Origin of the sequence: Xanthomonas vasicola pv. musacearum NCPPB 4379 (genome assembly GCF_000277895.2) — a bacterium.
Lineage (GTDB): Bacteria > Pseudomonadota > Gammaproteobacteria > Xanthomonadales > Xanthomonadaceae > Xanthomonas > Xanthomonas vasicola.
Window position 1 is genome coordinate 1,908,147 of record NZ_CP034655.1, and the last position, 25,493, is coordinate 1,933,639.

Sequence of the window (25,493 nt, forward strand, 5' to 3'; positions counted from 1 at the left end):
AGAGCGTGCGTTTTTCGCCTCTCCACTTGGTGACTAATTGACGCTCTAGTCTGGGTGGCGATTAAAAGCGCAGCTTGCTAAAGCGCGCTCTTACGAGTCCCCAATCTCGACTCCCAAATCCCGTCCCAACCCGATCAGCCCGGCAACACCATCGCCAATGCTACCCGGCGGCCTTCGCTGGCCAGCACGTTGTAGGTACGTGCAGCGGCGGCATTGGTCATTGCTTCCAGGCCGATGCCGCGGGTCAGGCAGGCCGCCAGCACGTCGGTCTTGGGGAATAGCTGGCGCTCGCCGGTGCCGAGCAGGATGACGGCTGGGTTGAGCGCCAGGATCGCGTCCATATGGCGCACCTGGAGTTGCTCCAGGGTTTGCACCGGCCAGCGTTCCACCAGTTCGTCCGGCATCAAGATGAAACTCTGCTGCAGGATCTGGTCGTTCACCTTGGCATGGCGGCCATCGGCCGCGCGCAGCGCATAGGCGTAATCGGGGTGTTCCTGACTTAAAGGCATAACGAACTCGTTGGTTCAGCCGCGCGGCAGCACGATCTGGCGCTTTTCCTTGCTGGGGCGGTACAGGATGGCGACGTGGCCGATGCGCTGCACCAGCGCACTGCCGGTTTGCTCGATCAGCTCGGCAATCAGTGTATCCCGGGTCTCACGATCCTCCGAAGCCACCTTCACCTTGATCAGTTCATGGCGCTCGAGCACTTCCTCGAGTTCAGCCAGAAATGCCGGCGTGACCCCTTTGCCGCCGGTCTGCAGCAAGGCCTTGAGATCGTGGGCCTGGCCGCGCAGGAAACGGTTCTGGGCGGAGGTGAGAACAATGGACATGCAGGATCGAAGGGAAGCAAAGGGTGTTCAGGGTATCATGGCGACCCGTTCGGACCCCTTTGCCAATGCCTTCCCGCAGTAAAAGCAGCCAGCGCTGGCTCAAGGAACACTTCGCCGACCCTTACGTGAAGAAGGCCCAGGCCGAGGGCATGCGCTCGCGCGCGGCCTACAAGCTGGAAGAGTTGCTGCAGCGCGACCGCTTGCTCAAGCCGGGCATGGTCGTAGTCGATCTGGGTGCGGCGCCGGGTGGCTGGTCGCAGCAGGTGCGCAAGTCCATGGGCGACAGCGGCCGGGTCGTGGCGCTGGACATTCTCGACATGCCGGCCCTGGCGGGCGTGGAGTTCCTTCACGGCGACTTCAGGGAGCAGGCCGTCCTATCGCAATTCGAAGCGTTGCTGGGCGATGTGCCGGTGGACCTTGTTCTGTCCGATATGGCCCCCAATAAGAGTGGCATGGATGCGGTTGACCAACCGCGGATGATGCACCTGGCGGAATTGGCGATGGAATTTGCCGACACCCACCTCAAACCGGGCGGAGCGTTTCTGATCAAGCTGTTCCAGGGTGTTGGGTCCGACGACTACATTCGTGAGCTTCGCCGCCGCTATGAGAAGGTGACGATTCGCAAGCCGGCGGCCTCGCGCAAGCGCTCCCCGGAAGTTTACGCACTCGGTCAGGGCAAGCGTGTCCAGATCAAGTAAGCTGCCAATGACCACCGTATTTCAAGCTATTGAAGAGTAGAGGGCACCGGAGCCAATGAGGATGAACGACTTGACCAAGAATCTGCTGCTGTGGGTGGTCGTCGCAGTTGTGCTGATGGTTGTCTTCCAGAGCTTCTCGCCGCGGATGGCAGGCGGCGTCGGTCCCGACTCGATTACCTACACCCAATTCCTGAAGGAAGTGGACTCCGGGCGCGTCAAATCGGTCGATTACACCGATGAAACCAACCTGGCCGTCAACGCGATCCGCTTCAAGCGTACCGACGGTAGCGAAGCCACCGTGTACGGTCCGCGCGATGACAAGCTGGTCGACGTGCTGTACAGCAAGAACATCGAAATGACCCGCCAGAAGCCCTCGACCGGCCCTGGCTTCTGGTCGTTGGTGCTGAATTTCCTGCCCGTCATCCTGATCATCGGCTTCTGGCTGTTCATCATGCGCCAGATGCAAGGCGGCGGTGGCGGCGCCAAGGGTGCGATGAGCTTCGGCAAGTCGCGTGCCAAGCTGCAGGGCGAAGACCAGGTCAAGATCACCTTTGCCGACGTTGCCGGTTGCGACGAGGCCAAGGAAGAAGTCGGCGAACTGGTCGACTTCCTGCGCGATCCGACCAAGTTCACCAAGCTGGGCGGCAAGATCCCGCGCGGCGTGTTGATGGTCGGCCCGCCGGGTACCGGCAAGACCCTGCTCGCCAAGGCGATCGCCGGCGAAGCCAAGGTGCCGTTCTTCAGCATATCCGGTTCCGACTTCGTGGAAATGTTTGTCGGTGTCGGTGCCAGCCGTGTGCGTGACATGTTCGAGCAGGCCAAAAAGCATGCGCCGTGCATCATCTTCATCGACGAAATCGATGCGGTGGGCCGTCATCGTGGCGCCGGTCTCGGCGGTGGGCATGACGAGCGCGAGCAGACGTTGAACCAGTTGCTGGTTGAAATGGACGGCTTTGAAGGCGGCGAAGGCGTGATCGTAATCGCGGCGACCAACCGTCCCGATGTGCTGGATCCGGCGCTGCTGCGTCCCGGTCGTTTCGACCGCCAGGTCGTGGTTGGCCTGCCGGACGTCAAGGGCCGCGAGCAGATCCTGCGCGTGCATATGCGCAAGCTGCCGCTGGCCGACGACGTCGTACCGATGGTGATTGCCCGCGGTACCCCGGGGTTCTCGGGCGCCGATCTGGCCAACCTGTGTAACGAAGCGGCGTTGTTCGCGGCGCGTGGCAGCGAGAAGGAAGTCCGTATGGACCACTTCGACCGTGCCCGTGACAAGATCCTGATGGGTGCCGAGCGTCGCTCGATGGCCATGAGCGAAGACGAAAAGACGCTGACCGCGTATCACGAGGCAGGCCACGCCATCGTTGGCCGCCTGGTGCCGGAGCACGACCCGGTCTACAAGGTCACCATCATTCCGCGCGGCCGCGCACTGGGCGTGACGATGTATCTGCCGGAGGGCGATCGTTATTCGATGAATCGCGTGGCGATTGAATCCCAGCTGTGCTCGCTGTATGGCGGCCGCGTTGCGGAAGAGCTGATCTTCGGTGGCGACAAGGTCACCACGGGTGCGTCCAACGACATCGAGCGGGCCACCAAGATGGCGCGCAACATGGTCACCAAGTGGGGCTTGTCGGACGAGCTCGGCCCGGTGGCCTATGGCGAGGAAGAGGACGAGGTGTTCCTGGGTCGTTCGGTGACCCAGCACAAGAACGTCTCCGACGAGACCGCACGCAAGATCGATGAAGTGGTGCGTTCGATCCTGGACAAGGCCTACAGCAAGACCAAGACCATCCTCACCGAGAATCTGGACAAGCTGCATGCGATGTCGCAGCTGCTGCTGCAGTACGAAACCATCGACGTGCCGCAGATCGACGCCATCATGGAAGGCCGCGAGCCGCCGCCGCCGGCCGGTTGGGGCAAGTCCGATAAGGACGGTGGCAACAACAATGACAAGGGTAGTCCGCGTCCGTTGCCGCCCATCGCCGGGCCCGCCGAGCAGATCTAAGCCGGCCGTGCACTGATCTGCAGGGGCATCCATCAAGGCCGGGAAGCGATTCCCGGCCTTGATGCGTTATCGGGCGTCGCAATGCCCACATGCAAGCAACACCCAGGAGACACCGCCGATGTTCGATACCACCCTCACATTGGATTGCGCCGGCCGCAACCTGCGCCTGGATGCGCCGCAGGTGATGGGTATCGTCAATGTCACGCCCGATTCGTTCTCCGACGGCGGCCAGTATGCGACCTGCGAAGCGGCGATCGCACATGGGTTGGCGCTGGTGGAGCAGGGCGCTGCGGTGCTGGATATCGGCGGTGAGTCCACCCGCCCGCGCGCCACGGCGGTTTCGGTTGAAGAAGAACTGCAGCGGGTGATTCCGGTGATCGAAGCACTGGCGCAACGCACCAGCGTGCCGATCAGTGTGGATACGTTCAAACCGGAGGTCATGCGCGCAGCGGTCGCGGCCGGCGCCGGCATGATCAACGACGTGTATGCACTGCGTTCGCCCGGTGCATTGGAAGCGGCGTCTGACCTGCGCGTGCCGGTGGTCTTGATGCATGCGCGCAGCGCGCCGCACGCCATGCAGGAGGCGCCGCGCTACGATGATGTGGTAGGTGAGGTGCATCGATTCCTGGCCGAGCGCATCTTCGCCGCCGAAATGGCCGGCATCGACAAGCGCCGGCTGGTTCTGGATCCGGGCTTTGGCTTCGACAAGACCACCACGCACAACCTCACCCTGCTTGCGCAACTGCAGCGCCTGCAGGAATTCGGCTTGCCGGTGCTGGCGGGACTGTCGCGCAAGCGCAGCATCGGCGAGCTGACCGGCCGCGAGATCGCCGCCGAACGCGTACACGGCTCGGTGGCGGCACATTTGATCGCCGCCCAGCATGGCGCGCTGCTGTTACGCGTGCACGATGTGGCAGCAACCGTGGATGCGTTGAAGGTGTGGCATGCGATGACGTCGATTCCCGTCCCGCGCGTCAGCGCACCGGCCGCACCGACGATCCGTTGGCCGGACGAGGACTGATGCCTACCGACCAACGCCCGCTGGCGATCGCCCTGATGGGCCCCACCGCTAGCGGCAAGACTGCGCTGGCGCTGGAAGCTGCAGAGCGCTGGAATGGCGAAATCGTCAGCGTCGATTCGGCGCTGGTGTATCGCGGTCTGGAGATCGGCGCGGCCAAACCGGACGCGGCAATGCGCGCGGCGGTTCCACATCATCTGCTAGACCTGCGCAATCCCTGGCAGGTGTATTCGGCAGCAGAGTTCGCCAGCGATGCGCGTCAGGCAATCGCGCAGATCGTGGCGCGCGGTAAATTGCCGATCCTTGCCGGCGGTACCGGATTGTATTTTCGTGCGCTGCTGGAAGGTTTGTCGCAATTACCTGAGGCCGACCAAGCCGTACGCGCATCCATTGCGGCCGAAGCCGAGCAGCTTGGTTGGGCCGGCTTGCACACGCAGCTGGCAGGCGTGGACCCGATCGCAGCTGCGCGCATTCATGCGACCGACCCGCAGCGGATCCAGCGAGCGCTCGAGGTCTACCGCATTAGTGGGCGGCCGATCAGTTATTGGCAGGCGCTACCGCCAGGGCCGCGTCTGCCAGTGCGTGTGTTGAAGGTGGTATTGGCGCCGCGAGAACGCGCGGTGTTGCATGCACGTATCGCACACCGGCTGGATGCGATGTTGGCGCAGGATTTTCTGGGCGAAGTGCAACGTTTGCGTGCGCTGCCGCAGATGCAAGCGGTGGCTGCCCCGCTGGATCTGCCAGCTGTGCGTGCGGTCGGCTACCGGCAAGCCTGGGAGTATCTGGATGGGGCTGGCAGCCTCGCCGAGTTCCGCGACAAGGCGATCCAGGCGACGCGGCAATTGGCCAAACGGCAGCTCACCTGGCTGCGTGGCGAGCTGGATGCGCGCTGGTTCGACCCGGAGCGTGACCGCCAACAGTTGGAGCACGCACTTGTCGGCTTCCTCGGTGATCGTTCCACCGCGCGGCAGGCTTCAGGCGTGTAACATCCCGTTTCCGGGACCGGCTGGGGATGGCAGGTGTCGACCGGGACAATAAGAACAATAATGAAGAGGATTTTTCGATGGCTAAGGGGCAATCTTTACAGGACCCATTCCTCAATGCGCTGCGGCGTGAGCGGGTTCCGGTGTCGGTGTATCTGGTCAATGGCATCAAGCTGCAGGGCACGATCGAGTCGTTCGACCAATTCGTGGTCCTGCTGCGCAATACCGTGAGTCAGATGGTGTACAAGCACGCCATTTCCACGGTGGTGCCGGCGCGCAATGTGCGCGTGGGGCCGGGTGGTGGGTATGTGCAATCCAATGAAGGCAATCAGGCGGAAGATGACGACGTCGAGCAGTAACGGAGTAGTGCGTGTTTGATCGGTCCCGCAAGGGTGAACACGCCTTGTTGATACAGACCCACTCCGGTGGGCCTGCCGAAGACGATGTGATGGAGGAGTTCGCCGATCTTGCAAAGTCGGCGGGCGCCACGGTGGCGGCCACGCTCACCGCGCGCATCGATAAACCAAGCCCATCGACCTTGATCGGCAGCGGCAAGCTGGAAGAGGTCAAGGCGGCTGCCGAGGCCACCGGTGCGGATCTGGTGTTGGTCAATCACACCTTGTCGCCCGGGCAGGAGCGCAACCTGGAGAAGTATCTGGAGCGGCGTGTCATCGACCGCACCGGATTGATCCTGGACATCTTCGCGCAACGCGCGCGCAGCCACGAAGGCAAGCTGCAGGTGGAGCTGGCGCAGTTGCGTCACATGGCCACGCGTCTGGTTCGCGGCTGGACCCACTTGGAGCGTCAGCGCGGCGGCTCGATCGGCCTGCGCGGCCCAGGCGAAACCCAGTTGGAAACCGACCGTCGCTTGCTGCAAAAGCGTGTGGAGCAGTTGCAGCAGCGCCTGGAAAAAGTCGAGGTGCAGCGCACCCAGATGCGTCGTGCACGGATGCGCAGCGAATTGCCGCGGATTGCATTGGTCGGTTACACCAACGCCGGCAAATCGACGCTATTCAATGCGTTGACCGGCGCGGAGGCGTACGTGGCCGACCAGCTGTTCGCCACGCTCGACCCCACCGTGCGGCGCATCGCGTTGCCGGGCGGCAGTGCGATACTTGCCGACACGGTCGGCTTTGTGCGCGATCTTCCGCACGAACTGGTCGCAGCGTTCCGTTCGACGCTGTCCGAAGCGCGCGATGCCGATCTGTTGCTGCACATCGTCGATGCGGCCGACCCGCTGCGCGAGGAGCGCATTCTGCAGGTGGATGAAGTGTTGCAGGCCGTCGGTGCCGGCGATCTGCCGCAGCTGTTGGTGTTCAACAAGATCGACAAGATCGAAGGCGCTGAAGTGCGCCACGACGCGCAGGACGGCATTCCGGACCCGGCACGTCGTGAGCGTGTGTGGGTGTCGGCGCGCGACGGGCGTGGCCTGGAAGAATTGCAGCATGCGCTCGGTCAGCGACTGGACCTGCGCCATCTGACCGGCCAGCTGCGGCTGCCGCCGTCGGCCGGCCGCCTGCGTTCGCGGTTGCATCAGCTGGAAGTGGTGCGCAACGAGCAATCCGACGAGGACGGCTGGTTGCTTGAGGTCGATCTGCCGATGGTCGAAGCCGAGCGGCTGGCCGCAGGCGAAGACGGTGCGCCACTGCGCGCGATGCTGCCGGATCGACGCGAAGACTGGGAGGCGTGATGCAAGCAGCGCAGTCTGCATAGCGCGATTGTGCTGCTTCAAGGCGAATGAGACGGATGTGTGGCCTCGTTATTTGGCAGTCGCCACGTCCCATCTTGACTATTCGGAAATTCAAAAAGTCATGGGCGATGACATTGGGGCTACGGTAGATCACAGTCGGGAGCTGACCTCTTGCACCACATCGTTCCTCAGTAACGCGGCGCCCTGGCTGCGGTGCTTTGGGTGATCTGGAGGTTGCAGTGCTGCATGTTGACCGCGTGCGGCCGACAAGTTGCTGCACATCCACGGCCGATCCAGACCCAAGACACCGCATGTCGGCCACACAGCGCCACTGAACCTCGGCCACCTCGCGCCTAGCCGGAATCGGCGCCAGCAGCAGACAGACGCGGCGAATTGGGCTAAAACGTCCGCTGCCCCCTCGTCGCCGTGCCCATGTCCTTGTCCGCCGATTCCGAATTGCAGCAGCTGGCCGAAGCCCTCGGGCAGCAATTGCTTGCCGCGCGCGAGCGCTTGGTCACTGCCGAGAGCTGTACCGGTGGCTGGATCGCCAAGGCGGTAACTGATGTCGCCGGCTCCTCGCATTGGTTCGACTGCGGCATGGCCGCCTATAGCTACGAGGCCAAACAGGCGTTGCTTGGAGTCCGCCCGCAGACGCTGGAAGTGCACGGCGCGGTCAGCCGCGAAACCGTGATCGAAATGGTCTCTGGCGCGCTGGTCAATTCCGGCGCGAGCATCGCGGTGGCGGTGACCGGCATTGCCGGGCCCGGTGGCGGCAGCGATGACAAGCCGGTCGGCACGGTCTGGATCGGTTGGAAACGTCGCGGTGGTTACGCCACGGCGCAACTGTTCCAGTTCAATGGCGACCGCGATGCGGTTCGCCGTCAAACGGTGGCCGCAGCACTGCGTGGATTGAGCGCGCTGCTTTAACTACCCTCAGATTCGCTGGATGGCGTCCGGCCCCAGACGCGTGGTGTGCGCCATTTTTAGCGTGATATCGCGCGCAGCAAAGCCGAAAGCGGCGAGGCAGTGCTGCATGCCCAAAGAAGCCTACCGGCAGAGCGTCATCGACACGCCACTGCAGCCTGCGTCGTAGACGCGTTTCTGCGCACACCGCTTAACGATGGTCTGACCATGCGACTGCACGATTGAGGTACATGTAACTGAAGAAAGCACGCTGCATTTTGGACATGCGCTACGCAGTGCGTTGCAACCTGCGCTGAGCTTGGAGCGGGCGAGGGCGCGACAGCGGCGGGCAGATCGGCTACAAACAAAGTCTCGTTATCGCCTAGTGTGCCAATGCGTTTGTTGCTTGCTCCTGTCCCATCATCCTCCGCGCTGAAAACCGCTGCGCATCACAGCGTCGCGCAGCGCGTAATCGCGCCACACGCGCAGGCGGTGCACTGATGTGGGAAGCGCTTGGCACGGTGCGCGATCTTGGACGGCTGCAGGAAATCGCCTCGGTCCTGATCCGCTACGGCTTCGGCGATGTGGTGCGTCGTATCGGCATGGCCGATGTGCTGGAGCGCGCTGGCAGGTTGTTGCATTGGAATAACGTCGAAGGCCGCTTGCGCATGTCTGCGGCACTGCGCGTGCGGCGTGCGCTGGAAGAGCTCGGGCCCACTTTCGTCAAACTCGGGCAGGTGTTGGCCACGCGCGTGGATCTGCTGCCGCCGGAGTGGATCGAAGAATTAAGCGAGCTGCAGAACGCCGTACCGGCGCTGCCGTTCGAGCAGATCCGCCCGCAGCTCGTTGCCGCGCTGGGCATGGAGCCGGAAAGCGTGTTCGCGCGCCTGGACGAACAACCGCTGGCGGCCGCGTCGCTGGCACAGACGCATCGCGCGTGGTTGGTCGATGGCACGCCGGTGGTGCTGAAGATCCGCCGTCCCGATATCGGCGACACCATCGATGCCGACCTGCGCTTGCTGGCGCGGCTTGCTGAAATTGTCGAAACCCGCGCACCGGATCTCAAGCGCTATCGCCCCGCCGATGTGGTGCAGCAATTCACCGTCTCGCTGCGACGTGAGCTGGATTTCGCTGCTGAGGGGCGCAATGCCGAACGTATCGCCGCCAACTTCGCGCACGACGCGCAGGTGGTGGTGCCGACGGTGTACTGGGAGTGGACTTGCGAGTCGCTCAACGTACAGGAATTCATCGACGGCATTCCGGGGCGTGATCTGCTCGCCGTCGATGCCGCCGGTCTTGATCGCAAGGCGCTCGCGCGCGCCGGTGCCGGCATCGTGCTCAAGATGGTGCTGCAGGATGGCTGCTTCCACGCCGACCCGCATCCGGGCAATATTTTTTATCTGCGCGACGGGCGCATCGCGGTCATCGATTTCGGCATGGTGGGGCGCGTCTCCGAGCAGCGCCGGTTTCAGGTCGCGCAACTGTTGCACGGCATGGTCAGCTACGACGCCGAAGCGGTAATCGATGTGCTGCTGGAATGGGCGGGCACCAGCCTGGACATCGACGAGCCACGGCTGCAGCAGGACATTGGCGCGTTCGTCGACGAGTATCGCGGCGTGCCGCTGAAAGAGCTGCGCATCGGCGCAATGCTCGGCGACGTGACCTCGATCCTGCGCGACCACGGGCTGACGCTGCCTTCGGATCTGGCACTGATGATCAAGGCCTTTCTCACTCTCGAAGGCATGGGCCGCCAGCTCGACCCGGATTTCGACATGGCCACCGAGGCGCGCCCGTATCTGGAACGCGTGGTGCTGCAGCGGTATGCGCCGCGCGCCATCGTGCGGCGTGGCCGGCGTACCGTAACTGGCGCGATCGACCTGATCGGCGATCTGCCACGCGACCTCAAGCGCCTGCTGCAGGCCGCGCGCCGCGGCAAACTGCAGCTGCAGATCGAAACACGCGCATTGCGCGAGTTCGGCGAGCAGGTCGACCGCGCGGCCAACCGCCTCACGATGGGCATTGTCACTGCCGCGCTGGTGATCGGCTCCTCGATCGTCATGAATAGCGTCGGCGGCAGCGCCAGCCGCTGGCTGCTCGCGCTGGGCGTGGGGGGCTTTATCGGCGCGGCGCTGTGCGGCATCTGGATCCTGTTCTCGATCTGGCGCAGCCGGCGCTAGCGCACCACGCACGCGACACCCGGGACGGCGTGCAGTTACGGTGTTGCGAAGCGCTTGCGCAAGTGTTCGTTAGTAGTAATACTACTAACCATGGACCTGACCGATACCCAGCAAGCAATCCTGGCCTTGATCGCCGAGCGCATCGACGCCGATGGCGTCCCGCCGTCGCAGACCGAAATCGCACGCGCGTTCGGCTTCAAGGGCGTGCGCGCCGCGCAGTACCACCTGGAGGCACTGGAGCAGGCGGGTGCGATCCGTCGCGTCCCAGGCCAGGCGCGCGGGATCCGGCTAGCCGGGCAGGGTGCACAGACGCGCGCAGCGGCGGTGAGCGAACCCGTCCGCGACGATGTGCTGCGTCTGCCGGTGCTGGGCCGCGTTGCGGCGGGTCTGCCGATCGGTGCCGATATCGGCTCGGACGACTTCGTGGTGCTGGATCGCGTGTTTTTCTCCCCGTCGCCGGATTACCTGCTTAAGGTGCAAGGCGATTCGATGCGTGACGAAGGCATCTTCAACGGTGATCTGATCGGTGTGCACCGTACCCGCGACGCGCGCTCGGGGCAGATCGTAGTGGCGCGGATCGATGAGGAAATCACCGTCAAGCTGCTGAAGATCGGCAAAGATCGGATCCGCCTCCTGCCGCGCAATCCGGACTACGCGCCCATCGAAGTGCTGCCGGATCAGGATTTCGCGATCGAAGGCCTGTATTGCGGGCTATTGAGGCCGAACCGCTGAGGTCTGTGCCGATGGTCGTGCTGGCTTTTTCCTGAGCCGGTACCGCAGGATTTTCCGCTGCCACGGGACATGTGGTCTCCCTAATCTGAGTGTGTCGCCTGCAGTCTCAGCCTGTGCGATACACCGCCGCTACATTAGCCCCATACCGACATCACTGACGAGGATCACCCAGATGGACGAGAACAAGAAGCGCGCCCTTTCCGCCGCACTGAGCCAGATCGAAAAGCAATTCGGCAAGGGCTCGGTCATGCGCATGGGCGACCGTGTCATCGAAGCGGTCGAAGTCATTCCGACCGGCTCGCTGATGCTGGATATCGCTCTGGGGATCGGCGGCCTGCCGAAGGGTCGCGTGGTCGAAATCTACGGGCCGGAATCCTCGGGCAAGACCACGCTGACCCTGCAGGCGATTGCCCAGTGTCAGAAGCTGGGCGGCACCGCAGCCTTCATCGACGCCGAGCACGCGCTGGACCCGATCTATGCGGCCAAGCTGGGTGTCAACGTCGACGATCTGCTGCTGTCGCAGCCGGATACCGGCGAGCAGGCACTGGAAATTGCCGACATGCTGGTGCGCTCGAGCTCGGTGGACATCGTGGTGATCGACTCGGTTGCCGCACTGACCCCGAAGGCAGAAATCGAAGGCGAAATGGGCGACCAGCTGCCGGGCCTGCAGGCTCGCCTGATGAGTCAGGCGCTGCGCAAGCTCACCGGTAACATCAAGCGCTCCAATACGCTAGTGGTCTTCATCAATCAGCTGCGCATGAAGATCGGCGTCATGATGCCGGGCCAGAGCCCGGAAGTGACCACCGGCGGCAATGCCTTGAAGTTCTACGCCTCGGTGCGTCTGGACATCCGTCGTATCGGTGCCATCAAAAAGGGCGACGAGATCATCGGCAATCAGACCAAGATCAAGGTGGTCAAGAACAAGCTGGCGCCTCCGTTCAAGCAGGTCGTGACCGAAATCCTGTACGGCGAAGGCATTAGCCGCGAAGGCGAACTGATCGAAATGGGCGTGGAAGCCAAGTTGGTCGACAAAGCCGGCGCCTGGTACAGCTACGGCGATGAGCGCATCGGTCAGGGCAAGGACAACGCGCGCACCTACCTGCGCGATAACCCACAGGTTGCGGTTCGGCTGGAAGCCGAGTTGCGCGAGAAGTTCCAGCCTGCCGAAGCGCCGCGCGAAGCCGGCGACGACGAAGAGAAGGAATAAGTCGCAGCTGCACAACATTGCCCGTCGCCCTTAGGCGGTTCGCCGAGATTAGGTGACGGTGATGCTGTCAGTAAGTGATTGGATGGACTGTCGCGTGCCCGTGGTACGCGACGACTCCAGCAACGCTGGCGCTTGCCCGGCGTTGGCACAGCAGGTCCAAGCGCGTGAAGTTTTTCTATCGCGAGGACGGCGGAGTCAGTGCCGTCGCTTCTCGCGGTAGATCTATCGAAGGCCAGGAGGGCAGGCGCTATGGACGGCGCTTTAATGCAATACGATTTTCAGCGATTCAGGACACCTGACGATGGACGAGCAAGAGCCCGCACCAAAGCGGGGGCACCGGTTCAAGGAGCAGACGCCGGTCCAGCGTGCACTCGGTCTATTGGTGCGGCGCGAACATTCGCGCAAAGAATTGAACCGCAAGCTGCTGGCCCGGGGGATCGAGCCAGATGCGGCGCAGGCCGCCGTCGATCGCCTTACTGGCGAAGGGTGGCAAGACGACGCCCGTTTCGCTGCTGCCGTGGTGCGCAATCGCGCCGGCTCCGGTTATGGCCCGCTGCATATCCGTGCCGAACTCGGAACCCATGGCCTGGATAGCGAGGCCATCAGTGCCGCTATGGCAACGTTTGAAGGCGATTGGACCGAAAACGCGCGTGACTTAATCCGCCGTCGTTTCGGCGAGCAGGGCCTAGTGGACCTTCCACAGCGGCGCAAGGCCGCCGATTTGCTGGCCCGGCGTGGTTTCGACGGCAACAGCATTCGCAGTGCCACGCGCTTCGACCTTGAGGACTGAGGGCGTCAGGCCTGCTACCCTTCGCGGATTCAGGTTGTTCCGCTCATCTGCGCCCACATCTCATTGGGTGAGCGGAACTGCCGCCCGCCCAATGCCAGCACATGAACGCACCTGCCAAATTCAGCACTTCCCAGATCCGTAGTGACTTCCTCGCGTTCTTCGAGGGGAAGGGCCACACCATTGTGCCATCCGCGCCGCTGGTGCCAGGCAATGACCCCACCTTGCTGTTTACCAACTCCGGCATGGTCCAGTTCAAGGACGTCTTCCTTGGCGCGGAGAAACGCAGTTACGTACGTGCCGCAGACGTGCAGCGCTGCCTGCGTGCCGGTGGCAAGCACAACGATCTGGATTCGGTGGGCTACACCGCGCGTCACCACACCTTCTTCGAAATGCTCGGCAACTGGTCGTTCGGCGATTACTTCAAGAAGGACGCCATCGCGTGGGCATGGGAGCTGCTGACCCAGGTCTGGAAGCTGCCGGCAGAACGCCTGCTGGTGACCGTCTACCACACCGACGAAGAAGCCTTCGCGTTGTGGCGCGACATGATCGGCATTCCGGAAAGCCGCATCGTGCGCATCGGCGATAACAAGGGTGCGCCGTACGCCTCGGACAATTTCTGGCAGATGGCCGACACCGGCCCGTGCGGCCCGTGTACCGAAATTTTCTTCGACCACGGCGATCACATCGCCGGTGGTCCGCCGGGGTCGCCCGACGAAGATGGCGACCGCTTCATCGAGATCTGGAACTTGGTCTTCATGCAGTTCGATCGCCAGCCCGATGGCACCCTGGTGCCGCTGCCGGCGCCATGCGTGGACACCGGTATGGGATTGGAGCGTCTGGCCGCGATCCTGCAGCATGTCCATACCAACTACGAAATCGACCTGTTCCAGGCGTTGATCGGCAAGGCCAGCGCGTTGACTGGCATCACCGATCTGGAAAACAAGTCACTGCGGGTGATCGCCGATCACATACGCGCCTGTTCGTTTCTCATCGTCGATGGCGTGCTGCCCTCCAACGAAGGCCGCGGTTACGTACTGCGGCGGATCATCCGGCGTGCGCTACGCCATGGCTGGATGCTGGGCGTGCGCCAGCCGTTCTTCAGCAAGATGGTGCCCACGCTGGTCGAACTGATGGGCGAAGCCTATCCCGAGCTGGTGGTTGCCAAGGACACCGTCGCGCGCGCCTTGTTGGCCGAAGAAGAGCGTTTTGCGGAGACGCTGGACGCCGGCATGAAAATCTTCGACGAGGTCGCGTCGCGCTCGCAGGAAATTATCCCCGGCGCCGATGCGTTCCGCTTGTACGACACCTATGGTTTCCCAGTCGACCTGACCGCCGATATCGCGCGCGAGCGCGGCATGCGCGTAGACATGGAGGGCTTCGAGTTCGCCATGGAGCGTCAGCGCGAGACCGCGCGTGCGGCGGGCAAGTTCGGCGGCGGCGTGGCATTGCCGGCCGACCTGGTCGCCAGCATGTCGCCAACCGTGTTCCTGGGTTACGATGCGTACGATGCCGATGCGCTCAAGGTCGTGGCACTGCTCAAGCAGGGCCGCCCCGCCGAACGTGCAGAGGCGGGCGACGAGGTGATCGTGTTCACCGACCGTACGCCGTTCTATGCCGAGTCGGGTGGCCAAGTAGGCGATAGCGGCCAGCTGAGCGGCCCTGGTGTCTCGATCGAAGTGGCCGACACGCAGAAGTTCGCCGGCCAGTTCCATGGCCATGTGGGTCGCATCAGCGAAGGCACGCTTGCGCTTGGCGATGTGCTTGCCGGTGGAATCGACGTGCAACGTCGCGGCAAGACCATCCTCAACCATTCGGCGACCCACCTGCTGCACGCCGCGTTGCGCGAAGTATTGGGGACGCATGTGCAGCAGAAGGGCTCGCTGGTCGCGCCTGATCGGCTGCGCTTCGACTTCTCGCACTTCCAGCCGATCACTGCGGATGAGCTCGCTGTGATCGAGCGCAAGGTTAATGCTGAAGTGCGCACCAACCATGGTGTGGAAGTGCACAACATGGCCATGCAGGAGGCGCTGGATTTCGGCGCGATGGCGCTGTTCGGCGAGAAATACGGCGAAAACGTGCGCGTGCTCAAGATGGGCGGTTATTCCACCGAGCTGTGTGGTGGCACCCATGTCACCCGTACCGGCGACATCGGCTTGTTCAAGATCACCTCAGAAGGCGGCGTGTCCTCGGGTGTGCGCCGTATCGAAGCGGTGACCGGGCAGGGTGCGCTGGACTATGTGGCCGACGAGGAGCGTCGCTTGCTTGAAGCCGCCCATCTGCTCGGCGGCAACGCCACCGAGGTGGTCGACAAGGTGCGCGCACTGACTGAGCGCCAGAAGCGGCTGGAGCGCGAGCTGGAATCGCTCAAGGCCAAGCTGGCGTCGGGTGCAACGGCTGATTTGGGCGCTGGTGCGATCGATGTGGCCGGGGTCAAGGTGGTGGCAGTGCGTCTGGAAGGCTTCGATGCCAAGGCGCTACGCGATGCGATGGATCGCCTGAAGCAACAGCTCGGCGACGCGGTGATCGTGCTGGCTGGCGCTTCAGGCGGCAAAGTTGCGCTTGTCGCTGGTGTGAACGGCAGCCCAACTGGCAAGGTGAAGGCAGGGGAACTCCTCGGCTATATCGCCAGTCAGATCGGCGGCAAGGGCGGTGGCCGTCCGGATCTCGCCCAGGGTGGTGGCGAGGACGGGCCCGCCCTTGCGACCGCACTCGACGGTGTGCCCCTCTGGGTCAAGCAACACTTGGGCTGAACACTTGTCCTGCTATGCCTTGCTGGCTAGCAGGATGTCCCGCTACCATTTCTGGTCTATTCCCTTTACGTAGGGCGCGTCTCACTCAGGAGGCCGTCGATGCTGGTGGGGAAATCCACCGGTTACAGGAGATTTGCAAAATGTTGATCCTCACTCGCCGGGTAGCCGAAACCTTGATGATCGGCGACTCGGTCACCGTGACCGTTCTCGGCGTCAAGGGCAATCAGGTGCGCATCGGTATTACCGCACCCAAGGATGTCGCTGTGCATCGCGAAGAAATCTATCAGCGCATCCAGCGTGGGGATGAGCCGGTCGCTTCCGGCGCACATCGCGGTGACGATTCTTCGAATTGATCGTTGTAAAGGGTTTACGTTAGCCCCTCTTACCCGGTATTCTTCGCGGCCTGCCACAGACATCGCGGCGGGCAGCAAAAACTGGAGCGATGCCCGAGCGGCTGAAGGGGCTCCCCTGCTAAGGGAGTATAGGGTCAAAAGCTCTATCGAGGGTTCGAATCCCTCTCGCTCCGCCAGTGTTCTAGACGCCCGCAAATCACTGATTTGCGGGCGTTTTTATGTGTGTAGCTATGGTCCTTGATTCAACGAAGGTTGGCTGATACTGGCGTGTGCTCGCTGCAGCAATACGCATTGCCTGGGCTCTTGCGAGACCCTCTTGGATTGGGGCTAGCAGTGGTCGCCTGCGCAGAGACGTTCCCAAGACGCACTCAGCTTGAACGAGCGTGTGTGCAACTACATCGCCGCACGCTGTACCGCGTGGTCGGTCTCGACAGCTCCTGAGCGGAGTGCAGCTTTCCGGCTTTGGTCGCATCCGCGGCTTACCGCGATTCTTCGCATCTACGGTTAGCTCATTGCTCCGGAACAAGAGCTGGCTTGCGGCATGGGCATTTGGCTTGCTCGCTTCGTCCGAATGCTTGGTAGCTACTCGTTTTACGCGCGCCTGCATCGCGATCGCAATCGTGCGAAGAGGTTTGCACTGACTGCTTCCTGCGAATCCATTGGTTTGCGGCGCGCGCATGCGGTGTGCCATTACATGCGCATGGCTATGCCCGCGCCCGCAAGCATGCGCGCGCAACGCGGGGCGATGCTTTACTCCATCCGGCTGCGCAAGCGTGTTGCACGACATATCAAGCCAAACGCATCGACGTAAGCCAGAGGGTCTCGGATGGATGCGTCTTGGGCGCTTCCGGTTTTCCTGTCTTTTGCATACGCAGTCGGGTAGTGCATGACAGCGCTGCTTCTACGCCAGGGTGCATCGTTCGGTCTGTCGCTGTTTCAGCTAGACCAGTGAGCCAATCCGCTCGTACTAATCGTCAAGGGGCGAAGCCCAATAACCGCGAAAGAGGGGCAAGTATGGAAGGCTTATCAATCTTCGTCGGTGGATGTCGCCAGTGCAGCTACTACCGACATCTTGCACCGCAGTCGGTCGCCTCCCCGGTATGCCGCACAGAGACTCGGAGCGGGTGTAGGACGCGCTTCGCGGCGGGGCGCGTTGCCTCTCCATGACAAGATCTGAACCGCCTTGGAGATGCCGTGCGCAGCGGGGTTAAGTAACCGGCGCATGGGTCGCTAAGGACGTGAACCAAATCTCGGATTTTGACGTGATGCGCCTATCGCACCTGCTTGGAAGCGTGTTCTCTTTCTGGGGCCGTGGGCTGCAACACAAGGCCGCGGCGGTGGACCGGGTGATGGCGGTGATCGAGTTCGATCTGGATGGCCGCATTCTGCATGCAAACCCAAATTTCCTAGGCTTGATGGGGTATCGACTGGACGAGGTGGTCGGCCAGCATCATCGCATGTTCGTGACGCCTACCGATCGCGACAGCGAAAGCTATCGGCAGTTCTGGGAGGCGCTGCGTCGCGGCGACTTCAATGCCGGGCGCTTCTGCCGCCTGGACAAGCACGGGCGCGAGGTGTGGATCAACGCATCGTACAACCCGTTGCTGGATCGATCCGGCAAGGCCTATCGCGTGGTGAAGTACGCCACCGACATCACCGCACAGGTACGCCAGACCGCTGATTTTGAAGGGCGCATCGACGCCATCGACAAGGTGATGGCGGTCATCGAATTTTCGCTGGACGGTACCGTGCTCGCGGCCAACCAGAATTTCTTGCAGGTGATGGGTTATCGGTTGGAGGAGATTGTCGGCAAGCACCATGGCATGTTCGTGGATACGACGACGCGTCAGTTGGCTGCATATCGCGCGTTCTGGGATTCGCTCGGGCGCGGCGCCTTCGACGCGGGGCGTTACCGGCGCATCGGCAAGGACGGCAGGGCGGTGTGGATCCAGGCGTCCTACAACCCGGTGCTCGACGAGCACGGGCGCCCGTACAAGGTGGTCAAGTACGCGACCGACGTGACTCGTCAGGTGGTCGATTCGGCCGACGCAGACGGGCGCATCCGGGCGATCGACAAGGTGATGGGCGTGATCGAGTTCGACCTGAAAGGGAACGTGCTCGGTGCCAACGAGAACTTTCTAAACATCCTGGGGTATCCGGCTGCTGAGGCGATCGGTCAGCACCACAGCGTGTTCGTGGACGCGGCCTATCGTGCGTCAGCGGAATATCGCCAGTTCTGGGCGAAGCTGGCAAGCGGCCAGTTCGATGCCGGGCGTTATCGCCGGCTGCGCAAGGATGGCGGTGCGGTGTGGATCCAGGCTTCCTATAACCCGATCCTGGATGTCTCCGGGCGGCCGTACAAGGTGGTCAAGTACGCAACCGATGTGACCGAGCAGGTGCGTTCGGCCGAGCGCATGCGCGATTTGATGCGGCAGACCATGAGCATTGCGCAGAACGTACAGCGCGAGTCGCACCATATTTCGGCCAGCAACCAGGAGTTGGTCAGCCGCGTATCCACGCAATCGGCCGCGGTGGAGCAGACATCGCGCACGATCGATCAACTTGCTGCCACAGTGCGCACCAACTCCGAGAACGCGGGTTCTGCGCGGCGCATGGCCGAAGACTCGACCGCGGTGGCGCGGCGCGGTGCGGATGTCATTGCCGACGTGGTCAAGACCACCGCCGGCATTCGCTCGGCGACCGACCGTATCGGTCAGATCATCGAGGTGATCGACGGCATCGCGTTCCAGACCAATATCCTGGCCTTGAACGCTGCGGTGGAAGCTGCGCGTGCTGGCGAGCAAGGGCGTGGCTTCGCTGTCGTGGCGACCGAAGTGCGCAGTCTTGCGCAACGTTGCAGCGTCTCGGCCAAGGAGATTCGCTCCTTGATCGACAACGCAACCGATCAGGTCGGCGATGGCTCGCGCCTGGCCGAGCAAGCGGGTGTAGTGATGCAGGACATGGTGACCTCGGTCCTGCGCGTCACTGCGACCGTGGAGCAGATCGCCGCTGCCAGCCGTGACCAGGCTCAGGATATTTCCACCGCCAACGTGGCGTTGCAGTCGATCGGTGTGCAGGCACGCGATCAGGCGCAGATGGTCGACGATCTGGCGCGCTCGGCGCACGTATTGGAAGGCGATGCCGATGCGCTGTTCGCGTTGGTTAATGGCGATGCCAATGGCGATGCCAATGGCGAGACGGATGGCACTGCTGTGCAGGCCGCTGCGCAGGCTACGCGGAACGCTGCCTCGAAGGCGGCGTGATTACGTTCACTGCGTTCCGCATGCGGCACGGAGCGGTTCCCTTGGTCTTGCGACTGCTCTGCGGGTGAATCTCGCAATGAGTTGCCTGACGTGTGGTGGTGAGACCTTCGCTCTCATCAGCGCCGCCGAGATGACACGTCAGCCGGCACGATGATGATGTGAGGTGTGAGCCGCACCTCACAACTCACACCTCACAAGCCGACCTTTGCAGGTCGGCATTTCAATCCGCAAACCGCAAACCGCAGGTGGCTTTTAGAGATCCCTATATGCAGCACGTAGGCCACAAGCCATTCCTATGCCGCTGGCCAGTCCGCTAGCAAATCCGCACAAAACAAAGCCCGCATCAGCGGGCTTTGTCTGTTTCGGCGCTAGCTAACGCATCGCACACCAGCGCCGCGCAGTACGCCATCCATCCAGCGGTTTGCAATTACTTTGGCAGGTCGAATACCAGCACTTCGGCATCGCTTGCATCGGCCAGTACGATCTCCGGCTCGCCGATGATCTGCACCGCGTCGCCGGCCGAGAGCACCTGACCGTTGACGCTCAGACTGCCGCGGGCCACCTGCACGTAGCCGATGCGGCCTTCAGCCAGTGGCTGCTGGAGGCCCACTTCGCCATCCAGTATCGAGGCGTACAAGCGCGCATCCTGATGCAGGCGCAGCGAGCCATTCTCGCCACCGGGCGAGGCGATCAGGCGCAACTGGTTGCGCTTGCTGTCGGCATCGAAGTGCTTTTCTTCGTAGCTCGGCTCGATGCCTGCGCGCTCGGGCATCACCCAGATCTGCAGGAAGTGCACCGGCTCGCTGGACGAGTGATTGAACTCGCTATGGGTCACGCCGCTGCCGGCGCTCATGCGCTGCACATCGCCGTAATGCAGCACCGAACCGGTGCCCATGCTGTCCTTGTGCTCCAGCGCGCCGCCCAAGACATAAGAAATGATCTCCATGTCGCGGTGTGCGTGGGTGCCGAAGCCTTCGCCCGGGTGCACCTTATCCTCGTTGATCACGCGCAGCGGGCCGATGCCCATGTGGCGCGGGTCGTGGTAACTGGCAAAGGAGAAGGTATGGCGCGAAGACAACCAGCCATGTTCGGCGCGGCCACGGGTTTCGCTCTTGCGGACATTCAACATGCTGCTTCTCCTTGAAAGATTCGAATTGGCGCTGGGGGTTGAATCGGTGTCCCAGCGGCTTGATGCGTAGTCTCCGCTTCTGCGTCTGAGAGACAAAGCGAGTAGATTTGCCCGCTACCATCGAAAATTTCGAACAATGAAAATCAGCCTGGAAGCGCTGCAAATTCTCGACGCCATCGACCGCCGTGGCTCGTTCGCAGCTGCAGCCAAAGTGCTGTTCAAGGTGCCGTCGACGATTTCCTACACGGTGGCCAAGCTCGAAGAGGATCTGGGCGTGCAGCTGTTCGAGCGGGTGGGGCCGAAAGCCACACCCACTCAGGCTGGGCGCGAGTTATTGCGCGAAGGGCGCCATCTGTTGCGTGCCGCGCAAGAGCTTGAGTTGCGGGTGCGGCGCGTGGCCTCCGGGTGGGAATCGGACTTTGCGATCGGGCTGGATGCGGTGCTGCCTGCGGCCTTGCTGCAGCCGCAGATTCTGGACTTCTACAGCGTGGCCGACAGCACGCGGCTGCGTGTGCTGAGCGAGTCGTTGTCGGGTAGTTGGGAGGCGCTGCTGGACAGGCGCGTGGACCTGATCGTGGCGGCGGGCGAGGGGCCAAGTGGCGGTGGCTATGTGGCCGAGCCGATCGGCACCCTGCGCTTCGTGTTTGCGGTGGCATCCACGCATCCGCTGGCGACGGCCGGCCTGCTGGGCGCGGCCGAGCTGGCCGAACATCGCGCGATCGCCGTGGCGGACTCGGCGCGGCGCCTGCTGCCGCGCACGGTTGGGCTGCTGTCCGGCCGCAATGTGCTTACCGTGTCGGACATGCGCACCAAGCTGCTGCTGCAACTGGCCGGCGCCGGTTACGGCTTTCTGCCCGAGCCCTACGCACGCGGGGCGCTGCAGGACGGCCGGCTGCGCGAGGTGCAGGTGGAAACACACAAGCCCGACGAAACCTTTTACCTGGCGTGGCGGCCAGGCGAGGAGGGCGAGGCATTGGGCTGGTGGCGACGTGCCTTGCGCAGCGAAGGCCTGTTCCACAGCTGGTTGCACGCCTTGGCCGCAACGTATCGTTCCGTCGCTGCCGGGCAGTCGCCGCTGTGACGGAAGGCGGATAATGGCCGCTCGCCGTCGCGCAGGGTCGTCGCATGCAAGGCTTGATCGAACAGTACGGATTGGCGCTGGTGTTTGCCAACGTGCTGGCATTGTCGCTCGGGCTGCCGGTGCCGGCATTGCCGACCCTGGTGCTGGTCGGTGCGAGCTACGCACTGCAGGGCGGTAGTGATGCCTGGTTGGCCGGGCTTGCGGCGTTGGCGGTCTCTGTCTCGGCGAGTTTGTTGGGCGATCTGGCGTGGTATCTGGCCGGTCGCCGCTTCGGCAATCGCACCTTGCAGTCGCTGTGTCGGCTCTCGCTATCGCGCGATAGCTGCATGAAGCAGACTGAGCGCTTTTTTTCCCGCTGGGGCGTGCGGGTGCTGGCAGTCGCCAAGTTCGTGCCGGGCTTGTCGATGGTGTCGGTGCCGATGGCCGGTGCAATGAGGGTGCGCCCTGCGGCATTCCTGCGTTACGACGCATTCGGGGCATCGCTGTGGGCGCTGGTCGGCTTGAGTGTAGGGGCCGTGTTCGCGCATCAGGTGCAGGACGTGCTCGTCTTTCTGTCAGAACTCGGCTCGGGCGCGGTCGTGGTGCTGGCCGCGTTGCTGGCGTGCTATGTCGGTTGGCGCTGGTGGCGGCGGCACAGCCTGTTGCGATCGCTGGAACACGCGCGCATCGCGGTGGATGAGCTGGTGCCGTTGCTGGATGGCGACGAGAGCCTGCGGCCGACCGTGCTGGATATCCGTGCGCCGGGCTATCGCGAGCTGCAGCCGTACACGATTCCTGGCGCCGTGTTCGCCGACGAGCGCCAGCTGGCGCAGATCCTGGCCAGCGTGCCGCGCGATCGCAGCGTGGTGATCTATTGCGCGTGTCCGGACGAAGTATCTGCAGCGTGGTTGGCCGCGCGGATGCGCGAGCGCGGCTATCGCGATGTGCGGCCGCTACTGGGCGGTCTGGATGCATGGCGCGATGCCGGGCATCCGGTGACCTCGCTGGTGCCGGTGGTCGTCGCCGCTGACGTCAGCGCTGCTGCCACTGCCTGAGTGCAGCGGATGCGGTGCGCGCAGTGGCGTCGGCGAGCGTTGCGCTAAAGATCGGCATTGCCTGATGACGCGGCACACTGCAATGCAGTGCGATACACAACGTCATCTGCGCAAGCAAAAACGACAGGCAAAAAAAAGACCAGCAAGCTGGTCGTTTTCTTCAAGATTGGTGCGCCCGGAGAGATTCGAACTCCCGACCGCCTGGTTCGTAGCCAGGTACTCTATCCAACTGAGCTACGGGCGCATATCTTGTTCGACTTGCAGATCTGACGCAGTGCGATCGGATCTTTTTAACTGAAAAAACAGCGGTTGAATGCTGTCTTTTTCTTGTTCTGAAGATGGTGCGCCCGGAGAGATTCGAACTCCCGACCGCCTGGTTCGTAGCCAGGTACTCTATCCAACTGAGCTACGGGCGCCTCGTCAGGAGCGGAATTATGCGGATGAGCGGCGGGCCCGTCAATCCCTTTGTGAAATTCGATCGCCGTTAATGGCATTGTCAGACGCACTGCGCAGCGCAGCGACCACGGCCGCAGGCGTTTTCATCCAGGCGAAATGATCGCTGCGCGTGCCCAGTTGCCTATCGTCCAACGTCACGTGGTTCGCGCGTGCCTGCGGCATCTTGTCGAGTAATGCACGTAGCGGACCTGCCGGACCTAACGTGTCGCACGCAAGCGGCACCGCGCGGATCGGCACGCGCAATTGGCTCAGTGCCTGTTCCAGATCCCATGGCGCACCTGCCGCGCGATAGCGACCGCTGCGGCCGACTTGCGCCCAATCGGCAATCAGGCTGCGTGCTTCAGTGCCGCCGAAGCCGAGCTTGCGACCGTGCAGCACGCCTTGCCTGCGTGCCAGCCACGGCAACAACCGGAATGCCACCGGCAGGCCGTAGCGCATTGGCGAGGGAAAATTGCGCCAGTACGGCGAGCCGCTGGCCACCAGCCAGAGCTGTGCAAAATGCGCCGGATCCAGCGCGGCATGGCAGCACGCGAGCTGGCCGCCAAGGCTGTGTCCGCCGATGACTCGTGGCAGCTGCGGGTCGTGCAGATCGAGCAGGGTGTGGCTGGCGGGCAGATCGTCTGCAATCAGCGTGCGATAGCCCCAATCGTGCTCACGCGAGGGGCGCAGCGTGCTGCTGCCGTTGCCGCGCCATTCGTGCAGATATACCGCGACGCCGGTGGACGCGAGCGCCTGTGCGAAGGGTTGGTAATGCCGCGCTGCCACGCCCAACGCGGGCAGCCACAGCAGGGTTGCAGTCGGTCGCGGTGGCGCGCAACGGGTCACCTGCCAGCGATGTCCATCTGCAGCGCTGGCGCGCAAGGTATCGGTCTGCACGCTCATGCGCTGGGTGCTGCGCCGAAGTGGTCGAGCACCAGCACATTGCTATGGCCAGGGCATTGGCCAAGGCGGATGGCACGTGCAACGTAATCGATCGCCGCTTCGCAGGCGTTGAGTAACGACAGGCCCTGACACAGCTGCGCGGCAATCGCCGCCGACAGGCTGCAGCCGGTGCCGTGTGCGTCGACCTGCAGGCGCGGATGCATGAACACATCCTGGGTTACGCCGTCATCGAAGCGATCGAGCACGCGTGTACCCTCGTGCAGATGGCCGCCTTTGAGCAGCACCGCATTCGCGCCCAGGTCGAGCAGGGCGGCAGTGGCGCGTTCGGCGGCATCGGCGCTGTCGATGCGGCGGCCGATCATCAGCTCGGCTTCGGGCGTATTGGGCGTGATCAACGTGACCAGCGGCAGCAGACGCGTGCGCAGCGCCTCCAGCGCGGCATCTTCGAGCAGGCGCGCGCCGCTGGTAGAAACCATCACCGGGTCGAGCACCACGAATGGCGGGCGATGCTGCTCGAGCAGATCGGCGACGCAATGAATGACGTCGGCATTGGCCAGCATGCCGACTTTGACCGCCTGGATCTCGAAATCGGCGAAGCAGGCATCCACCTGCGCCTGCAAAAACGGCAGCGGTGGAATATGCACAGCGGTGACGGCGCGGGTGTGTTGAGCGGTCAATGCGGCAATTGCCGATAACCCATGCACGCGGTGTGCGGCAAAGGTCTTGAGGTCGGCCTGGATACCGGCGCCACCGCCGGAATCTGAGCCGGCGATGGTCAATGCAGACAGCGTGCTGGGCGTGGTCATCTGCCGATTCTGCACTGCTGGCCGGAGGATGTGCGCATCATCCTATGCGCCAGCGACGCCATTGCAGGTAGGCAACATAACCGGCACCGGTCAATCCGGTGAGGCTGGCGGGCAGGTAGAGCGCGTCGTACTGCCAGCGCTGGAACAGCAAGGTACCGAGGATGCTGCCGCCAAGAAAGCCGCTGATGATCAGCGCGCTCAGCGTGAGGCGGCGCACCTGCAGCGGGCGCCCGCGCAGCATGTGCCCCAGACCGATGCCCAGGTCGGTGAACATGCCGCTCAAATGCGTGGTGCGAACCGCTGCACCGCTGAGGGTGGTCGCCATCGCATTCTGCAGGCCGCAGGCGCCAGCGGCGCACAGGACGCCGCCGACATGATGCATTTTGAACAGTGCAATCGCGCCCAGCAACAGCAGCGCCTCGATCAGTAGTGCAGCGCCGTAGCGCTGTCCAGGCCGCAAGACATCGTCCTCAATGATCAGTCCGATGAGCATGGCGCCTGCGCAGAAAGCGATGAGGACGCCGCCGAGAAAACCGATGTCCGGGGCTCCATCTTGCGCCAGCGCAACGCCGAGCAGGCTGGTCGTGCCGGTGAGGTGGCTGACCACCTGGTGCTCTGAGCCCAGGTAGCCCACCACATTGACCATGCCGGCTACGGCCGACAATGCCACCGCGCCAATCCAGACCCAGCGCGGTAGCAGGATTCCCAT

23 protein-coding genes and 3 tRNA genes are annotated in these 25,493 nt (G+C 63.1%); 18 read left to right on the forward strand and 8 right to left on the reverse strand.

The annotated features are described in order from the left end of the window. Positions 1-134 precede the first annotated feature (134 nt). Both KWO_RS09000 and yhbY read right to left on the reverse strand, forming a co-directional pair. On the reverse strand, positions 135-509 hold the full coding sequence (locus KWO_RS09000) for an Mth938-like domain-containing protein (RefSeq protein WP_010379645.1): 375 nt from the start codon (positions 507-509) through the stop codon (positions 135-137). Positions 510-524: 15 nt separating this feature from the next. Next, a complete protein-coding gene (gene yhbY / locus KWO_RS09005; RefSeq protein WP_010379646.1) occupies positions 525-830 on the reverse strand; it encodes a ribosome assembly RNA-binding protein YhbY in 306 nt (101 codons plus the stop codon). A gap of 65 nt (positions 831-895) precedes the next feature. Between yhbY and rlmE the strand changes: the two genes are divergently transcribed. The 16 genes from rlmE (at position 896) to KWO_RS09085 (ending at position 19,396) form a co-directional block, all read left to right on the forward strand. Next, a complete protein-coding gene (rlmE, locus tag KWO_RS09010; protein WP_010365694.1) occupies positions 896-1,528 on the forward strand; it encodes a 23S rRNA (uridine(2552)-2'-O)-methyltransferase RlmE in 633 nt (210 codons plus the stop codon). 61 nt (positions 1,529-1,589) lie between these two features. Next, positions 1,590-3,530, forward strand: coding sequence for an ATP-dependent zinc metalloprotease FtsH (gene ftsH, locus KWO_RS09015; RefSeq protein ID WP_010365695.1), 1,941 nt, complete (start codon positions 1,590-1,592; stop codon positions 3,528-3,530). A gap of 118 nt (positions 3,531-3,648) precedes the next feature. Beyond that, positions 3,649-4,551 (forward strand): dihydropteroate synthase, encoded by a 903-nt coding sequence (gene folP / locus KWO_RS09020; protein WP_010379647.1) that lies wholly within the window; start codon positions 3,649-3,651, stop codon positions 4,549-4,551. Further along, on the forward strand, positions 4,551-5,534 hold the full coding sequence (gene miaA, locus KWO_RS09025; RefSeq protein WP_017112592.1) for a tRNA (adenosine(37)-N6)-dimethylallyltransferase MiaA: 984 nt from the start codon (positions 4,551-4,553) through the stop codon (positions 5,532-5,534). Before folP ends, miaA begins: the two co-directional genes overlap by 1 nt. 77 nt (positions 5,535-5,611) lie before the next feature. Further along, the gene (hfq, locus tag KWO_RS09030) at positions 5,612-5,890 is read left to right on the forward strand and encodes an RNA chaperone Hfq (RefSeq protein WP_005915027.1); all 279 of its coding nucleotides are present in this window, start codon (positions 5,612-5,614) and stop codon (positions 5,888-5,890) included. Positions 5,891-5,901: 11 nt separating this feature from the next. Continuing rightward, the gene (gene hflX, locus KWO_RS09035; protein ID WP_010365705.1) at positions 5,902-7,221 is read left to right on the forward strand and encodes a ribosome rescue GTPase HflX; all 1,320 of its coding nucleotides are present in this window, start codon (positions 5,902-5,904) and stop codon (positions 7,219-7,221) included. Between the two features lie 432 nt (positions 7,222-7,653). Further along, positions 7,654-8,148 (forward strand): CinA family protein, encoded by a 495-nt coding sequence (locus KWO_RS09040; RefSeq protein WP_010379652.1) that lies wholly within the window; start codon positions 7,654-7,656, stop codon positions 8,146-8,148. 476 nt (positions 8,149-8,624) lie between these two features. Further along, positions 8,625-10,301 carry a 2-polyprenylphenol 6-hydroxylase gene (gene ubiB, locus KWO_RS09045; RefSeq protein ID WP_010365712.1) on the forward strand — a complete coding sequence of 559 codons (1,677 nt, stop codon included), beginning with the start codon at positions 8,625-8,627 and terminating at the stop codon, positions 10,299-10,301. A gap of 90 nt (positions 10,302-10,391) precedes the next feature. Continuing rightward, positions 10,392-11,033, forward strand: a complete 642-nt coding sequence (gene lexA / locus KWO_RS09050) for a transcriptional repressor LexA (protein ID WP_010365714.1) — start codon at positions 10,392-10,394, stop codon at positions 11,031-11,033. Positions 11,034-11,205: 172 nt separating this feature from the next. Beyond that, complete coding sequence (recA, locus tag KWO_RS09055; RefSeq protein WP_010379656.1) at positions 11,206-12,240, forward strand: recombinase RecA; 1,035 nt, start codon at positions 11,206-11,208, stop codon at positions 12,238-12,240. A gap of 301 nt (positions 12,241-12,541) precedes the next feature. Next, entirely contained in the window at positions 12,542-13,030 is a 489-nt protein-coding gene (recX, locus tag KWO_RS09060) for a recombination regulator RecX (RefSeq protein ID WP_010365717.1), read from the forward strand. 101 nt (positions 13,031-13,131) lie between these two features. After that, positions 13,132-15,780, forward strand: a complete 2,649-nt coding sequence (gene alaS, locus KWO_RS09065; RefSeq protein ID WP_010365719.1) for an alanine--tRNA ligase — start codon at positions 13,132-13,134, stop codon at positions 15,778-15,780. A 140-nt stretch (positions 15,781-15,920) separates the two neighbouring features. After that, positions 15,921-16,133 carry a carbon storage regulator CsrA gene (gene csrA, locus KWO_RS09070; protein ID WP_010365721.1) on the forward strand — a complete coding sequence of 71 codons (213 nt, stop codon included), beginning with the start codon at positions 15,921-15,923 and terminating at the stop codon, positions 16,131-16,133. Between the two features lie 83 nt (positions 16,134-16,216). Continuing rightward, positions 16,217-16,309: transfer RNA gene (locus KWO_RS09075), tRNA-Ser, on the forward strand. Positions 16,310-16,674: 365 nt separating this feature from the next. Beyond that, on the forward strand, positions 16,675-16,944 hold the full coding sequence (locus KWO_RS09080) for a hypothetical protein (RefSeq protein WP_010379657.1): 270 nt from the start codon (positions 16,675-16,677) through the stop codon (positions 16,942-16,944). A 481-nt stretch (positions 16,945-17,425) separates the two neighbouring features. After that, positions 17,426-19,396, forward strand: coding sequence for a methyl-accepting chemotaxis protein (locus tag KWO_RS09085; RefSeq protein ID WP_026113110.1), 1,971 nt, complete (start codon positions 17,426-17,428; stop codon positions 19,394-19,396). Positions 19,397-19,823: 427 nt separating this feature from the next. Here the strand turns inward: KWO_RS09085 and KWO_RS09090 are convergent, their stop codons facing one another. Continuing rightward, positions 19,824-20,525, reverse strand: a complete 702-nt coding sequence (locus tag KWO_RS09090) for a pirin family protein (RefSeq protein WP_010365725.1) — start codon at positions 20,523-20,525, stop codon at positions 19,824-19,826. Positions 20,526-20,661: 136 nt separating this feature from the next. Here KWO_RS09090 and KWO_RS09095 point away from each other — a divergent pair, with 136 nt between their 5' ends. After that, on the forward strand, positions 20,662-21,606 hold the full coding sequence (locus KWO_RS09095; protein ID WP_017112596.1) for a LysR substrate-binding domain-containing protein: 945 nt from the start codon (positions 20,662-20,664) through the stop codon (positions 21,604-21,606). Between the two features lie 44 nt (positions 21,607-21,650). Next, complete coding sequence (locus tag KWO_RS09100; protein ID WP_017112597.1) at positions 21,651-22,640, forward strand: DedA family protein/thiosulfate sulfurtransferase GlpE; 990 nt, start codon at positions 21,651-21,653, stop codon at positions 22,638-22,640. A gap of 167 nt (positions 22,641-22,807) precedes the next feature. Here KWO_RS09100 and KWO_RS09105 read toward each other — a convergent pair. The 5 genes from KWO_RS09105 to KWO_RS09125 form a co-directional block, all read right to left on the reverse strand. Further along, positions 22,808-22,884 (reverse strand) — tRNA-Arg (locus KWO_RS09105). Positions 22,885-22,979: 95 nt separating this feature from the next. After that, positions 22,980-23,056, reverse strand: a tRNA-Arg gene (locus tag KWO_RS09110). A 40-nt stretch (positions 23,057-23,096) separates the two neighbouring features. Continuing rightward, complete coding sequence (locus tag KWO_RS09115; protein ID WP_010379665.1) at positions 23,097-23,978, reverse strand: alpha/beta hydrolase family protein; 882 nt, start codon at positions 23,976-23,978, stop codon at positions 23,097-23,099. Beyond that, positions 23,975-24,784: a bifunctional hydroxymethylpyrimidine kinase/phosphomethylpyrimidine kinase gene (thiD, locus tag KWO_RS09120; RefSeq protein WP_010379666.1), complete on the reverse strand. Its 810-nt coding sequence runs from the start codon at positions 24,782-24,784 to the stop codon at positions 23,975-23,977. The genes KWO_RS09115 and thiD overlap by 4 nt, the downstream gene beginning before the upstream one ends. Before the next feature lie 37 nt (positions 24,785-24,821). Beyond that, entirely contained in the window at positions 24,822-25,493 is a 672-nt protein-coding gene (locus tag KWO_RS09125; protein WP_010379668.1) for a YoaK family protein, read from the reverse strand.

What these genes read in the sequence shown, in the direction of transcription:
- thiD (WP_010379666.1), bottom strand. Translation starts at nt 24,784, where the DNA reads ATGACCACGCCCAGCACGCTGTCTGCATTGACCATCGCCGGCTCAGAT.
- lexA (WP_010365714.1), top strand. Translation starts at nt 10,392, where the DNA reads ATGGACCTGACCGATACCCAGCAAGCAATCCTGGCCTTGATCGCCGAG.
- recX (WP_010365717.1), top strand. Translation starts at nt 12,542, where the DNA reads ATGGACGAGCAAGAGCCCGCACCAAAGCGGGGGCACCGGTTCAAGGAG.
- rlmE (WP_010365694.1), top strand. Translation starts at nt 896, where the DNA reads ATGCCTTCCCGCAGTAAAAGCAGCCAGCGCTGGCTCAAGGAACACTTC.
- KWO_RS09040 (WP_010379652.1), top strand. Translation starts at nt 7,654, where the DNA reads ATGTCCTTGTCCGCCGATTCCGAATTGCAGCAGCTGGCCGAAGCCCTC.
- KWO_RS09080 (WP_010379657.1), top strand. Translation starts at nt 16,675, where the DNA reads ATGGGCATTTGGCTTGCTCGCTTCGTCCGAATGCTTGGTAGCTACTCG.
- ubiB (WP_010365712.1), top strand. Translation starts at nt 8,625, where the DNA reads ATGTGGGAAGCGCTTGGCACGGTGCGCGATCTTGGACGGCTGCAGGAA.
- csrA (WP_010365721.1), top strand. Translation starts at nt 15,921, where the DNA reads ATGTTGATCCTCACTCGCCGGGTAGCCGAAACCTTGATGATCGGCGAC.
- alaS (WP_010365719.1), top strand. Translation starts at nt 13,132, where the DNA reads ATGAACGCACCTGCCAAATTCAGCACTTCCCAGATCCGTAGTGACTTC.
- miaA (WP_017112592.1), top strand. Translation starts at nt 4,551, where the DNA reads ATGCCTACCGACCAACGCCCGCTGGCGATCGCCCTGATGGGCCCCACC.
- yhbY (WP_010379646.1), bottom strand. Translation starts at nt 830, where the DNA reads ATGTCCATTGTTCTCACCTCCGCCCAGAACCGTTTCCTGCGCGGCCAG.
- KWO_RS09090 (WP_010365725.1), bottom strand. Translation starts at nt 20,525, where the DNA reads ATGTTGAATGTCCGCAAGAGCGAAACCCGTGGCCGCGCCGAACATGGC.
- KWO_RS09095 (WP_017112596.1), top strand. Translation starts at nt 20,662, where the DNA reads ATGAAAATCAGCCTGGAAGCGCTGCAAATTCTCGACGCCATCGACCGC.
- KWO_RS09115 (WP_010379665.1), bottom strand. Translation starts at nt 23,978, where the DNA reads ATGAGCGTGCAGACCGATACCTTGCGCGCCAGCGCTGCAGATGGACAT.
- recA (WP_010379656.1), top strand. Translation starts at nt 11,206, where the DNA reads ATGGACGAGAACAAGAAGCGCGCCCTTTCCGCCGCACTGAGCCAGATC.
- KWO_RS09100 (WP_017112597.1), top strand. Translation starts at nt 21,651, where the DNA reads ATGCAAGGCTTGATCGAACAGTACGGATTGGCGCTGGTGTTTGCCAAC.
- KWO_RS09000 (WP_010379645.1), bottom strand. Translation starts at nt 509, where the DNA reads ATGCCTTTAAGTCAGGAACACCCCGATTACGCCTATGCGCTGCGCGCG.
- folP (WP_010379647.1), top strand. Translation starts at nt 3,649, where the DNA reads ATGTTCGATACCACCCTCACATTGGATTGCGCCGGCCGCAACCTGCGC.
- ftsH (WP_010365695.1), top strand. Translation starts at nt 1,590, where the DNA reads ATGAACGACTTGACCAAGAATCTGCTGCTGTGGGTGGTCGTCGCAGTT.
- hfq (WP_005915027.1), top strand. Translation starts at nt 5,612, where the DNA reads ATGGCTAAGGGGCAATCTTTACAGGACCCATTCCTCAATGCGCTGCGG.
- KWO_RS09125 (WP_010379668.1), bottom strand. Translation starts at nt 25,493, where the DNA reads ATGGGAATCCTGCTACCGCGCTGGGTCTGGATTGGCGCGGTGGCATTG.